The organism is Flammeovirga agarivorans, from assembly GCF_012641475.1.
In the GTDB taxonomy this organism is placed as follows: Bacteria; Bacteroidota; Bacteroidia; order Cytophagales; family Flammeovirgaceae; genus Flammeovirga; species Flammeovirga agarivorans.
The window spans coordinates 121,262-135,883 of sequence record NZ_JABAIL010000002.1; the positions used below are offsets into that span (position 1 = coordinate 121,262).

The 14,622-nt window shown below is 34.8% G+C and carries 11 protein-coding genes; 4 read left to right on the top strand and 7 right to left on the bottom strand.

Annotated features, from left to right (window positions below; translation table 11 throughout):
* Positions 1-54: 54 nt before the first annotated feature.
* Positions 55-2,244: a glutamine synthetase III family protein gene (locus HGP29_RS05315; protein WP_168881337.1), complete on the top strand. Its 2,190-nt coding sequence runs from the start codon at positions 55-57 to the stop codon at positions 2,242-2,244.
* 36 nt (positions 2,245-2,280) lie between these two features.
* Here HGP29_RS05315 and HGP29_RS05320 read toward each other — a convergent pair whose 3' ends face one another.
* The gene (locus HGP29_RS05320) at positions 2,281-2,988 is read right to left on the bottom strand and encodes a lysoplasmalogenase (RefSeq protein ID WP_168881338.1); all 708 of its coding nucleotides are present in this window, start codon (positions 2,986-2,988) and stop codon (positions 2,281-2,283) included.
* Positions 2,989-2,999: 11 nt separating this feature from the next.
* Complete coding sequence (locus HGP29_RS05325) at positions 3,000-4,379, bottom strand: efflux RND transporter periplasmic adaptor subunit (RefSeq protein WP_168881339.1); 1,380 nt, start codon at positions 4,377-4,379, stop codon at positions 3,000-3,002.
* Between the two features lie 196 nt (positions 4,380-4,575).
* Here HGP29_RS05325 and HGP29_RS05330 point away from each other — a divergent pair, with 196 nt between their 5' ends.
* A complete protein-coding gene (locus tag HGP29_RS05330) occupies positions 4,576-4,857 on the top strand; it encodes a hypothetical protein (RefSeq protein ID WP_168881340.1) in 282 nt (93 codons plus the stop codon).
* 37 nt (positions 4,858-4,894) lie between these two features.
* Here the strand turns inward: HGP29_RS05330 and HGP29_RS05335 are convergent, their stop codons facing one another.
* Together HGP29_RS05335 and HGP29_RS05340 are read right to left on the bottom strand one after the other, a co-directional pair.
* Positions 4,895-6,073, bottom strand: a complete 1,179-nt coding sequence (locus tag HGP29_RS05335) for an acetyl-CoA C-acyltransferase (protein WP_168881341.1) — start codon at positions 6,071-6,073, stop codon at positions 4,895-4,897.
* A 112-nt stretch (positions 6,074-6,185) separates the two neighbouring features.
* Positions 6,186-7,241, bottom strand: coding sequence for an FUSC family protein (locus HGP29_RS05340; protein ID WP_168881342.1), 1,056 nt, complete (start codon positions 7,239-7,241; stop codon positions 6,186-6,188).
* A gap of 257 nt (positions 7,242-7,498) precedes the next feature.
* On the opposite strand from HGP29_RS05340, the gene HGP29_RS05345 reads away from it, so the two are divergent.
* On the top strand, positions 7,499-7,822 hold the full coding sequence (locus tag HGP29_RS05345) for a hypothetical protein (RefSeq protein ID WP_168881343.1): 324 nt from the start codon (positions 7,499-7,501) through the stop codon (positions 7,820-7,822).
* Positions 7,823-7,971: 149 nt separating this feature from the next.
* Here HGP29_RS05345 and pflB read toward each other — a convergent pair whose 3' ends face one another.
* The gene (gene pflB / locus HGP29_RS05350) at positions 7,972-10,239 is read right to left on the bottom strand and encodes a formate C-acetyltransferase (protein WP_168881344.1); all 2,268 of its coding nucleotides are present in this window, start codon (positions 10,237-10,239) and stop codon (positions 7,972-7,974) included.
* A gap of 122 nt (positions 10,240-10,361) precedes the next feature.
* Complete coding sequence (locus HGP29_RS05355; protein WP_168881345.1) at positions 10,362-11,192, bottom strand: formate/nitrite transporter family protein; 831 nt, start codon at positions 11,190-11,192, stop codon at positions 10,362-10,364.
* A gap of 434 nt (positions 11,193-11,626) precedes the next feature.
* Here HGP29_RS05355 and HGP29_RS05360 point away from each other — a divergent pair, with 434 nt between their 5' ends.
* On the top strand, positions 11,627-12,529 hold the full coding sequence (locus HGP29_RS05360; RefSeq protein ID WP_168881346.1) for a cation diffusion facilitator family transporter: 903 nt from the start codon (positions 11,627-11,629) through the stop codon (positions 12,527-12,529).
* A gap of 50 nt (positions 12,530-12,579) precedes the next feature.
* Here HGP29_RS05360 and HGP29_RS05365 read toward each other — a convergent pair whose 3' ends face one another.
* Complete coding sequence (locus HGP29_RS05365) at positions 12,580-14,583, bottom strand: LruC domain-containing protein (RefSeq protein WP_168881347.1); 2,004 nt, start codon at positions 14,581-14,583, stop codon at positions 12,580-12,582.
* Between the last annotated feature and the right edge of the window lie 39 nt (positions 14,584-14,622).

Genomic DNA, 14,622 nt, shown 5'->3' on the forward strand with positions numbered 1-14,622 from the left:
GTAGATTTATATTTTTAAATAAATGAGAAAATAAAACGCTATAAAGTAAATTTAATGGCAAGACAACGTTTTGATGCCTTACGTTTAGTTGAAGAAAGAAAACCCGTCAATATCACTCCTCCTAGTTCAAAAGTATCTGATTATTTTGGAGAGAATACTTTTGGTCCTTCTATCATGAAGGAACAACTATCATCGGACATTTTCAATCGACTACAAAACGCTATACATAGAGGCGAAAGAATAGATGAAAATGTAGCTGACGCGGTAGCTACTTCACTCAAGGCATGGGCTATTTCCAAGGGAGTAACACACTACACACACTGGTTCCAACCTTTAACTGGTTCAACTGCAGAAAAGCATGATGCATTCTTTGAATTAAGCAGCGATGGTTTAGCGATCGAACGTTTTAAAGGTAGTGCATTAGTTAGGCAAGAACCAGATGCTTCATCATTTCCTAGTGGAGGTCTACGACAGACTTTTGAAGCTAGAGGTTATACGGCATGGGACCCTACTTCTCCTGCTTTCATTATCGAAAGTGGCTCTGGAAAAACGTTATGTATCCCAACTATCTTTGTATCTTATACTGGAGAGTCTTTAGATAATAAAGCACCTTTATTAAAAGCTTTAGAACAAGTTGATAAAGCGGCTACTTCTGTATGTCAGATTTTTGATAGAAGTATTGAAAAGGTACAAGCATCCTTAGGCTGTGAGCAGGAATTTTTCTTGATCGACAGAGCTTTAGCAGATGCAAGACCAGATATTCTATTAACAGGTAGAACTTTATTTGGACGGACACCCCCTAAAGGACAACAACTTGATGATCACTATTTTGGATCCATCCCATCAAGAGTTACTCGCTTTTTACAAGAACTAGAAATAGAATCTTATAAGCTAGGAATTCCTATTAAAACACGTCATAATGAAGTAGCTCCTAGTCAATTCGAGGTCGCTCCAATATTTGAAGAAGTTAATGTTGCCAATGATCATAATGTTCTATTGATGGACCTTATGAAAAAAGTAGCATCTAGACATAATTTTAGAGTGTTATTCCATGAGAAACCGTTCCAAGGAATGAATGGTAGTGGAAAGCACAACAACTGGTCTTTGATTACTGATAAAGGTCGCAATTTATTACAGCCTTCTACAAAGGCTAAAGAGAACCTTATCTTTATCACATTCTTTATCAATATTTTGAAGGCTGTATACGATAATGCAGACTTGTTACGAGCTTCTATCGCTTCAGCAAGTAACGATTTCAGGTTAGGTGCAAATGAAGCACCTCCAGCTATTATTTCTGCTTTTATTGGAACACAATTGTACGACATCCTTACAGAGTTGGAACACAATGGTGATATCAAAGTAAAGAAAGGTGACAACATCTATATGAAGTTGGGTATTAGTAAAATACCTCCAATTCTATTAGACAATACTGACCGTAATAGAACTTCTCCTTTCGCTTTTACAGGTAATAAGTTTGAGTTCAGAGCAGTAGGTTCTAATTCAAACAACGCAAGAGCAATGACTGTACTAAACACTGCTGTTGCTAACCAATTAGACTTGTTCAAGAAGGAAGTTGATAAACTTATCGAACAAGATGAAAAGAAGGAAGTAGCTATTATTGATATCCTTCGCTCTTATATCCCATCAGTTAAGAAAATCATTTTTGAAGGAAATGGATATGGTGATGAATGGGTAAAAGAAGCAAAAAGAAGAGGTCTATCGAATCTAATGGATACTCCTAGAGCTCTTTCCGTATTGAAAAAGCCTGCCACATCAAGATTATTCAAAAGAATGAAAATCATGACTCAGGCTGAGGTGGATGCAAGACATGAAATAAGACTTCAAAACTATATCATGAAGATGCAGATTGAGTCTAGAGTAATGGCAGATTTGGCCTTAAATCACATTGCACCTACTGCGATCAGATATCAAACTATGCTGATTGAAAATGTTCGAGGATTAAAAGATATCGGACTTGAAGATCAGACAGAAGAAACGATGATCACAATTCAAAAGGTAGCAAAGCACCTAAATCAGGTCAAAAAGCTAGCTAATGATATGACACAAGAGAGAAAACGAATCAATAATATTGAAAACGTCGAAGAAAAAGCAATTGCTTATTGTGACGATGTGAAAGAGAAATATTTTGAAGAGTTACGTTGGCATGTCGACAAACTTGAGACCATGATTGATGATGAAATGTGGCCTCTACCAAAATATAGAGAATTGTTATTCTTAAGATAAAAAAAAAGCTGTCTCGTTTACTGAGACAGCTTTTTTTTATTTCACTCCTTCTACCATCATACCCCTACTTATTAAGAGCTGAGCGATAATATAAGTGATCATAATATATGCATGGGAAATTTCCATTCCTTGAAAATGTGACAACCCAATCATGATATCAGAAATAATAAACAATAATGCTCCAACTGCGGTAAAAGCTGCCCATTTATCTTTTCTTATAAAGATCCTTGTGAAAGCAAATGAGAACATCACAGAAATGATAATACTATAAGCCAATACAGGTGCGAACATCATTGAGTTGTGAGAAACTATATGTTCTCCAATGAATCCTCCAAATAGAGACAACACAAAGGATAATAAGAACCAAGCAGGCTTATCTTTCACTCCAGAAAAGAAAAAGGCTACGATATATAAAACATGACAAATAAAGAAACTAGATAACCCTAAAAGCATTATCTCTTCTTCTTGCCTAAACATCATGTAAATATCACCTATCCAAGCAAAGAAGAAGCCTATCATTAATGATTTATAAATAATAGAATTCTCTGATGTTTCTTTCCAAGTCGCAGAAAAATATATAGCGATAAAAGGCATCAACAAAGGTTTTGAAAAAATTATCAGTAACCTGTTGTCCATAAAATTACTAATAACATTTACAAGAAATATTATTGAAAACATTCCCCAAAAGATCTTTCTTTGCTGTGTATTTAATGGTTCTTTTACAACTTTACTTTGCGTAGTCATTCAATCTATATTTATTCCCAAGGCTTTTTATTCTTCTCTTCAGAAGTCATTTCTTCAACTAAATCTCCATTCTTTAGAGTTTCTGAGATTACTCTAAATGGACCTTTAATTATTACTTCACCATCTTCTAAGCCTTCTAAAATTTCAATATTATCAAAATCACTGATTCCAGTTTTTACAATTCTTGCATCAGCTTTTGATGTTTCTTTATTGAAAACAAAAACAACTTCAACCAGCTCACTGTCTTTTTTGTTCGACGGCTTCTTCACCATGTTTTCGTTGTCATTATCCTCATCAGCTTCTTTATTTTCTACCTCATATCTCTTTCTTGTCGTTACCGAAGTTAATGGTACTACAAGAATATCAGACTTACGTTGAGTAATAATATCAACACTAGCTGTCATACCTGGTCTAAATGGTGATTCAGCTCCCATTCCTTCTGCCATAAGGTTGGCATATGATTCAGGTAACACTCTAATTTTTACTTCAAATTCAGTAACAACATCAGAAGTTGCTGCATCTTTTGCAGAATTGGCAATAGCAGTAACCATACCTGCAAACTTTAAATCTCGGTAAGAGTACGCATCTACATCAATTACTGCTGTATCTCCTTTATGTACTCTAATAATATCGTTTTCATTAACATCAACTAATGCTTCCATCTCTGCTAAATTGGCAATACGCATCATTTCTGTTGCAGACATCTGACGGGCACCGACTATCATCTCACCTTTTTCAACAGAAAGCTTTGAAATAACACCAGACATTGGTGCGTAAATTTTAGTAAGCTCTAAACTCTCTTTTGCATCATCTACCTGTGCTACTGCACTTTTCACTGTATATTCTGATGCCCTAACATTTTCTTCTGCCGCTTTAAGATTCGCTTGTGCAATTTCAAATTCTGCTCTACTATTTTCAAAGTCCTGATCAGAAATTACTTTATCTTCCCACAAATTTTTATTTCTATTGAAAGTAAGTTCTGCCTGACTTAACCTTGCTTGGTTCTGAGCAACATCAGCTCTTGACCTTGCCAATTGAGCCTTCTGTGCATTTAATGATGCTCTTGCTTGATCCAATGCAGATTGAAAGTTATCCGGTCTGATCTGAGCCAACAACTGACGCTGTCTTACCGAATCACCTTCTTTTATATATAATTCTCTAATTTCACCAGAAACTTCCGATGACAATGTAACTTCATTAATGGGTTGTACTCTACCAGAAGCACTCACTTTTTCTGTAATAACTCCTTTGGTAACCGTACTAAATTCAACTTTTATTGCCTTTTCATTTGATTGTTTCATGTAATACCCACCAGCTGCAACACAAATAACCAATACAACAAGTGCTACATATAGTAGAGTATTAGATTGTTTCTTTTTCTTATTTGCCATTTGAACTTTTGTTGAAGTTTTTGAAAGAATGTTTTCGATCTATTGAAGTTAAATTTTGTATTTAAATCAGTTTCAGATCAATATTTTTTGTAATCTGAATAATGATTTAGTAAATATAGAATAGTTTTGACACTTTTACGTTATTGACAAAAATAACATTTTATTAATGCCTACATATCCCACAATTCTTAGCCTCATGGTCGACAAATGGATCGTGTTTAATAATACTGACTTACCTACTGGAAAAATTAAAGAAATCACTATTGTTTGGGCGAACTATTTAAAAACATACCAGTTACAAATCAGGGTACAATTATTTAATAAAAGTTCTACTGTAATTAGAATTGACCTTGAGAACAACTCAGAAGATTATTATATCCAGCTCCTTAGAGGTAGCTTAGGAGTTTTCTTCGATAATGAGACTGAAGTACGCGATTATTTATCGACTAAAATCAATAACGACGATCTCTTAACTTAATAAAAGATCGTCGCTATTTATCTATTCTTATCGTTGGCTAGACTTTCTCAATAATCATTGCCGAAGCACCGCCGCCGCCATTACAAATTGCTGCAAGACCTTTCGTTCCTTTTCTGGCATTTAATACTCCAGCCAAAGTAACTAAGATTCTTGCACCAGACGCACCTAGAGGATGTCCCATAGAAACTGCTCCACCGTGTACATTGACTTTATCAAGATCTAAACCCAGTTCTTTTGCAAATGCCAAAGTCACCACCGAGAATGCTTCATTCACCTCAAAAAAGTCAATATCCTCTTTTGATAAAGAAGCTTTATCTAATGCTTTTCTGGCTGCATCCGGAGGTGCAATTGTAAACCATTCAGGTTCCTTCGAAGCATCTGCATAAGATACAATCTTAGCCATTGGTTTTAAGCCTAATCTTTCTACTGCAGATTTACTTGCTAAAACTAATGCAGCTGCTCCATCATTTATTGTTGATGCGTTTGCTGCTGTAACTGTCCCTTCTTTAGTAAAGACAGCTCTTAATGATGGGATTTTCTCAAATTTCACTTTTGTAAATTCCTCATCTTTTACCACTACAATTGGATCTCCTTTTCTTTGAGGAACACTAACAGGAACTATTTCATTTTCAAATAGTCCATCATCAGTACTCATAGCAGTCCTCTTGTAAGAGTTTATAGCAAACTCATCTTGTTCTTCTCTACTAATTCCACATTTTTCTGCTGTAGCATCAGCACACACTCCCATGGCATTTCCATTGTAGACATCAGTAAGACCATCTCTTACCAATCCATCAAGCATTTGTCCATGTCCATAACCATAGCCATATCTTCCTTTAGGGATATAATATGGAATATTCGACATAGATTCCATTCCACCAGCAACAACAATATCGTTGTCACCCAACATAATGGATTGTGCTCCTAACATGACTGTTTTCATCCCAGATGAGCACACTTTATTCACTAAAGTACAAGGTACATCATTTCCAATACCTGCACCTAATGCCGCTTGTTTTGCGGGTGCTTGTCCTAAATTTGAAGAAATAACATTCCCCATGAAAACTTCATTTACTTCTGAGGCGTCTACCGAAGCTTTCTCCAAAGCTCCTTTTATTGCTGTAGCACCAAGGTCTGTGGCCGAAAGTGAAGATAATACTCCACCGAAGCTCCCTATCGGAGTTCTTACTGCAGATACAATATAGACTTCGTTCATAGTGTTTATACTTATGTTTGTTTATTGGTAATTGGTGAATATTAATTCATTGCAATATATGAGAAAAGAATTAAAGGTGTAATTATTACAATAAATAATTTAAGAGATTGATTTAAAATAAAATATATAAATTCTCTTCTAGTTTCATCACTTCTTCCCCAAATTTATTATTCAGCCAGATGTAAGAATAAGGACTTAACGGTGCTTCTTGATGAAGATTTTGTTCATTTAATTTCAATAATTCCAACTTAGAAGATCTCCAAACCAGCTTTTCAGTATTCTCAGTCACTTTATATCCATGTAATAATTCATCAGACATTTTATGAAGGTGTGATTGTATTATTTCCTTCTTATCATGTATAGAGGACAATTGAGTAATTAGATGGTTCCCTTTATCAGAATGGAAAACTGATGATGCTAAAAGTTCTAGAATGCCTGATAGCTTTCTCAAACGTAAAGCGACATCTTCCATTTCATTTTTATGTGATTTAAAATGGCTAGATTCTTTAACTACAAAAGGGAAAATTTTTCTCTGCTTACGAACAGAAGTAATAATATCGGTATTGTCTTCAAACAGCTTCTGACGGTCCTCCTGATCTCCTTTTAATGTTTCTTCATACAAATTACTGATCAATAACAGGCACTTTGATAATTCAAACCTCCACTCCTTCTTAGCATGTATCGGCAATAAAAAAATGAAGATAACACTTATCACTCCACCAACAGCAATATTAATTGATCTCCAATAAGCTGCTTCATAAGACCATCCATCACCAATACTTAAGACAATAAGCATGGTCAAAATTGCTACTTGATAAGCATATTTATTACTCTTAAAAATAAATATTGAAAACAATGGGAAAGCGACACCTAATGCTAAGCTATGGATCAAAAGATTATCTGGGAACCAAAACAAAGTAATCAAAGACATTCCTGCCCCGAAGATAGTTCCTGATACTCTTTGTGACACCCTGTTTATTACCCCTCCCAATTCTACAACAGGCCTATTTAATACAAGGCATGTACCACTTATCCATGATCCATGGGGTATTTCTAATAATTTGGCACCTATAAAGGTAGACACTACCAATACCATCAATTTTAATAAGTGTACTAACTCTAAGTTAGAATAAATCCACAGCTCGATCTTTTGTTTATTAATATCCATTCAATTCTTTAACTACACTCTTATACCTAGATCACTAAGTTATTTCTTTCTTTACAATTGTAATTTTAATTAACAATCATCACTCTCTACCAGTAACAAACATCACTATTTCTGATCTACATCAGAGACTGATTAATTATCGTTATATAAATTCGGTTTCATTAAATATTTAAGATTTTAAGATTAACATAGATCAATTTTTCAACCTAAAAATGTAGCCAATTTTGAATCATCAGCTACTAAAAAATTTATTTATAATGAAAACAAGACTACTGTTTATTCTATTATCTCTTACTATTTCGGTTACATATACATTACAGGCTAAAGATGACCCATATGTTTATGTTACAAAACCCCAAAACCTAACCGAAGGTAAAAATAAAGTAAAACAGATAATACTAAATAATCATCTAAAGGTATTGCAACAAGACAAGATATTAAATGGAGAGGAATACTATTCTGTAGAAATAAAATGCATTGACCCAGACGGCAACAATCATGATATCTATTTTGATTACTCATCAAAACTTGGGGTATCAAAACTGATTCATTTAGAATTTAATGTGACAGAAAATAAGTGACACTTATAACTTTGATTCGTTTACCCGATTAAATTACTCAATGAGCTTTTAGGCTCCCTTTTTCGAAAGGGGGCTTATTTTTTATACAAAAAAAGGCCACTCCATAAGGAGCAGCCTTCTATGTCTAAATTCAATTCCAATACTATAAATTACATAGACTCATGGAAAGTTCTTTGAATCACTTCTAATTGGTGAGCTCTTGATAATCTGATAAAGTTCACAGCGTATCCAGAAACACGGATTGTTAACTGTGGATATTTCTCAGGGTTTTCGTAAGCATCCATTAAAGTATCTCTGTTCAATACGTTCACGTTCAAGTGATGAGCCATACCGCCTTCTTCAGCGAAGTAACCATCCATCATAGTTACAAGGTTTCTTACTTGAGTTTCACGATCAGAACCTAAAGATTTAGGAACGATTGAGAATGTATTTGAGATACCATCTTGAGCATCATTGTAGTCTAATTTAGCTACAGAGTTCAATGAAGCTACAGCACCATTAGTATCACGGCCGTGCATTGGGTTAGCACCTGGAGCGAATGGCTCACCAGCTTTACGACCGTCAGGTGTAGCACCTGTTTTCTTACCGTACATTACGTTTGAAGTAATTGTCAATAATGACATTGTAGGTACAGCTTCACGGTACGTTTTATGTTTTGCTAACTCAGTGAAGAAGATATGAGTGATTTCTTTAGCGATGTTATCTACTTCGTCGATGTCGTTACCATATTTAGGGAAGTCACCTTCGATTTGGAAATCAACTGCTAATCCATTTTCATCACGGATAGGTTTTACTTTTGCATTTTTAATCGCTGATAATGAATCGGCAATAATTGAAATACCTGCAGCACCATAAGCCATATCGATACCTGGATTAGTATCCAAGAATGCGAATTGAGCTTTTTCGTAGTAGTGCTTGTCATGCATATAGTGAATGATGTTCATCGTTTTCACATAAACACGAGCTACTTCTTTCATTGTTTTCTTGAATTGCGTCATTACTTTGTCGTAATCCAAGTACTCATCGTTAGCCATTGAATCGATGTCATTCACTGTCAATACGTTTTTGTTTTCGTCATGACCAGCGTTGATTGCCATCAATAATGCTTTTGGTAAGTTTGTACGTGCACCAAAGAATTGGATTCTTTTACCGATTTCTTGGTAAGATACACAACAAGCGATACCATAGTCATCTGATCCACGGTTAGGACGCATTAAATCGTCATTTTCGTATTGGATAGATGAAGTATCAATTGATACTTGAGAACAGAATTCTTTGAAACCTTCAGGAAGATCTTTAGACCAAAGTACAGTTAAGTTTGGCTCTGGAGATGCACCTAAATTATAAAGAGTTTGTAAGAATCTGAATGAAGTCTTAGTCACTTTAGTACGACCATCATGGAACTGACCACCGATTGCTTCAGTTACCCAAGTTGGGTCACCACCGAAGATTTCGTCATAAGCACCTGGACGTAAGTGACGAACCATACGTAATTTCATTACGAAGTGGTCGATATATTCTTGCGCTTCAACCTCATTGATTGTACCAGCTTCTAAGTCTCTTTGAATATAGATATCCAAGAAAGAAGATACGTTACCTAATGACATTGCTGCACCATCTTGTTCTTTTACTGCTGCTAAGTAAGCAAAGTATACTGCTTGTACTGCCTCTTTTGCAGTCTCAGCTGGACGTGTTACATCTAAACCGTACATTGCAGCCATCTCAGCGATGTCTTTTAATGCTTGAATTTGAGAAGTAATCTCTTCACGTAATTGAATGTTCATAGCGATATCCGCTCCTGAACCAACGATTAAACCGTTTTCAATTTTATTGAAGTCAGCTTGCTTAGCTGCGATCAATTGTTCAGTACCATAAAGTGCTAAACGACGGTAGTCACCGATTACACGACCACGAGCATAGTTATCAGGAAGACCTGTAAGTACACCTAATGAACGGTAAGTACGGATTTCTTTATCATATGCTGCGAACACTTGATTGTTATGATCTTTAGCATATTTGAATACGTTTTCAACTGATGGGTTAACTGTTTTACCTTTTTCTTCAACAGCGTTTTTAACTACTCTATAACCACCGAAAGGTTTCATAGCACGCTTAAGAAGCTCGTCAGTTTGTAAACCAACAATTGTTTCCAAATCTTTATTGATGTAACCTGCTTTGTGAGAAGTTACTGTAGAAATTGTATCTGTATCTATATCACGACAACCATTATTGTCACGCTCTTCTTTCATTCCTGCTAAGCAGATATCCCAAAGTTTTTTTGTAGCTTCAGTAGCTTCTGCTAAGAAAGATGAATCTCCGTAATATGGTGTAACATTATTGATAACAAAATCATAAACATCGATTTCATTTTTCCATTTTGTACCAACGAACTGAGAGTTTAATACAGCGTTTTCCATGTTTTCCATTTTTTAGTTTTTCTTTACAATCTACACATTACATTAACGGTGTTTTTCACACTTCGATGCAACGGTTAAGTTTTATTTAATTAATTCAGGTTAAATAACTCAACAGGAGTTAATTATTGTTTTATCAATTCTTCTTTGATCTGTTTTACCTCTTTTTCAGATTCAGGCTTCACAAACATCCACCAGTAAACCGTACCAACGAAGAACGCTCCTCCTACAATATTTCCTAGTGTTGCAGGGATTAAGTTAGTCACGATGAAATCTGACCAAGTAATTGCAGCTCCATTAAACATTGCTGCAGGGATGACATACATATTTGCAATACAGTGTTCAAATCCAAATGTTACGAATGTCATTACCGGGAACCATATCCCAATTACTTTGCCCATTACATCTTTTGCGGCATAAGCTTGCCACGCAGCTAAACATACAAGCCAGTTGGCTCCAACTGCCTTGAAAAAGGTCTTATAAAAAGGATTCCCTACTTTGTGTTCTGCTACACTGATTAGAGAATTGTGAAATACTTCAGCATCAACGACACCAGTTAATGTTGTAATAAAATAGGCTACAAATAGAGAACCTACGAAATTACCTAAATAACCAAATGTCCAAACTTTACCCAACTTTGAAAATTTCTGATCTTTTGCAAGTACTGATACAGTCATCATAGCAGTAGATGATGTAAAAAGTTCAGCTCCAGCAATAATCACTAAGATTAGTCCTACTGGGAACACAGCACCCATTGCAAATTTTGCTAAACCAGGATTTTCAGCAGCGATACCCGGCATACCTCCTCCGACAATAATTGCTAAAAGGAATCCAAAAGCAACGTAAGCACCTCCTAAGAATCCGAAGACTAACAATTGTTGGATGGACATATTTCCTTTTTGTAAAGCACCATTTCTGATGTTACTTAAAATATCTTTTGGTGATGAATAACCCATGTTGTGAAAGTTTTTTTGAGATTGATCTCTCGTGAACAATACAAAGATGTCATTCTCTAAAATCTATTTTGGTGATAGCCATCACTAAAAGAAAATGATTGCATACAAATATTCATTCACCGCTCAAAATCAGCTATTTAAAGCTGATTTTTCAATCAAAAAACCGCTATAGAAACACTTATTATCAATTGTACTATATACACAAAAAGGTGATTTTGGTAATGAAAATTCTCTTTTAGCGTAAACGAAAAAAAAGCGAAAATTCGCTTTCAGTCTAACGGAATTACATATACATTTAACTGAGTTTTTTTGAATAAAAATAACCGCATAGAAAAATAGATTTTAATAGTTTTCAAGATGATTTCACCTCAACAAAACCATACTTTTTAAGTATTTTAGATACAAAATCTATTACTAATAAGAAATGATATATTATGGGACATCATCATCACCATTCGCATGGACAACATTCTGATAGCACAAAAAATATTGGATTTGCATTTATACTCAACTTAGTTTTCACCATAATAGAGTTTATCGGAGGGGCAATGACCAATTCTGTCGCTATTTTATCAGATGCCATTCACGATTTAGGCGATACATTAGCTATAGGTATGGGTTATTTTTTTGAGAAATACTCCAATAAAGAAGAAAATACTAAATATACTTATGGATACAGAAGGTATTCAACTTTAGCAGCTATTGTCAATGTAATTGTACTCACGGTTGGTTCTATATTGATTCTCTTTAAAACAATCCCTAGGCTCATCGAGCCACAAGAGGTCAATTCTGAAGGAATGGTATACATGGGTATTTTAGGGGTAATAGTTAACGGAGCGGCAGTTTTTAAACTTTTTGGAAATAAAGACTCCGCAAATCAAAGAGTAATGATGCTACACCTTATGGAAGATACATTAGGATGGGTAGCTGTCCTCATTGGTGCTATTGTGATGCACTTTTATGACATCCCAATTATCGATCCTATCCTTTCAATATGTATCGCTGTATTTATCTTATATAATGCCATTAGAAACCTCTTTAGTATTTTACCTATATTTCTTCAGGCGGCACCGAAAACAGTTAACCAGGAAGAGATTATCAACGAACTAAAGGAAATTAACCATGTAACAGGAGCTCATGACCTACATATATGGTCTTTAGATGGGGAATTTAATGTTATGAGTTTACATCTAACTGTAGATAAAAATGTTGATATGAAAGAAGCTTCACTCATTAAACAAAAAGTAAGAGAAATTATAGACAAAGACCATATCAAACACATCACTATTGAGATCGAATGTGATGATGAAGATTGTGAAATGAATCATCGGCAATAAACCTAGATAAATAAAAAGCCTCAGAGTTTTATCTGAGGCTTTTTAATTATTTATGGTCTTTCATATATTTTATCATCATTTTTATAACCCGACTTGCTTTTATACCAATCAGAATAACTTTCTCCACTAGCTTCTGCCCATGTTCTAAAATGATTGTAAGCTGTAGTAATTTCTACATTCTCGTATGGGTACTTGAACTCATTAGCAACAACATTAATTGCCCACGGATGATTCAAAGTTGTTTTATAATAAGTATTTGTTCCTGAATCGGTATTATCATCATTCGTTTTGAAATAGTCATCCTCTGCCAATTCTGTTGGTGCATGATTTGGTAAGTGTACCTCCCTGCCTCTTTCTTGATTTACAAAAATAAATGGATTAGGATAATTGGTAAATGCAGAGTTTGCCAATTTATTCGCATCAAAATTTATTGTTACAGTAAACTCATGAGGAGTCACATATGGACTTGACGGTTTCACATTGACCAAAATCTCATCTGAAGACATTAATGAGTATGCATTCTCAAAGAAAATCACAGAAGCTTTTGTATTGCCATTTTCTGTACCATTGGAGGCGTTTGAAACTACACCTTGATCTAAAGTCTGCCCAGATACACTATTGACAAGCGATGCATTAAAAGGGAACTCAATTCCAAAACCATTACGATAATAACCTCCAATTGCATAGAGTTTAGAGTCCATAATAATATCTCTCACAAAATAGTTAGCATCCACTACCTTTTTATATTTAACCCCAATAACAAGGTCATTAAAATCATAATCACCTTTTGCTGGCCATAAATCTTCAAAACCATAAGTAGAATAGTTCGATTTATTATTTATATATATATCAAAAGCGCGTTCAGCATCTTCAGGGTAATCTTCTTCATGATCAAATAATCCATCGCCATCAGTATCTACCGCATCTGATATATCATTAAAGTCTCCTGTATCGATGGTAAAAGGACTGGCTGTTAAGTAGAACATACAATCGTTAAAGTCATTATCACCACCTGGACGGCTAATATCTTCAAAACCTAATACCACTAAATCTCTTGAGTCATCATTTAAAGCTACTACATGCTGTTTAAACCCTTCAGGAGAGTCATTATTCAATAAATAGTTGCTATACTTTACACTATTGCGGTATTGAGGATTATCAATACTTGGATTCCAACCATTAGGTATTAATACCCACCCCAAAGAAGTATTTGCATCAAACCTTCCTAAATGAACTTTATACCCCGTTTGTAATTGACCACCTGAATATTTGTACGATACATTCGGGAATATGATTTTAATACTATCGATATCATTGGTTGTTTGCGGTGGATTCCCTGTAGTATAAGTATAATACCCTAAAGTATTTCTGTACCCTGCTCCTTCATGAACAAAAGTAATCCAAACATCTGCTTCTTGTAAGATTCGTGTATCATAATTGATATCTTGAAGGTAATCGGGATTGTAAGTTGGTACTGGTCTTCTTTCTGGTAATGATGCGTCAATATCATCTAATAGATCTTGTGAAACTGTATCAGGTGTGGTTAAATAATCAGGAAGTCCATCAGAATCCCAACCCCCATAATAATTATGAAGTGTTCCTGAATAACTAACCCTTGAACTAGATGTGTTTTCAACTTCTTCCACATTATCATAAATATAACTATCGCTAAGAGAGAGATAGTTCATACCCGTTGTAATTGGATATTCAAAGAATTGTGGTACTCCCGCTTTAAGAGTTTTGATATACAACTTGTTGGTACCTCTTTCTAAATTATAAGAGGATAAAAATGCATCTGAACCTTTTAATACAACTCTCCCTAAAAAAGAATCATCATTAAATGTACTGCTTGAATATAATTCAACAGGCAAATTAGTTGAGATGTATTCTTGCATGATATTCAGATCATAGTTTTCAGTGGTTGAGAAATTAAAAGAATTATCTACGGTGAGTTCTTCAAATCCCGAACTAGTTGTTGGATTATCTTCAGTCTCCTTTTTACAAGAGAAGACGATAGTTGTTAATAAAAAAAAAGCAAGAAAATAGTTTTTCATGATTGGGGTGGTCCTGGGTTTAACTTACGTTAAAAACAC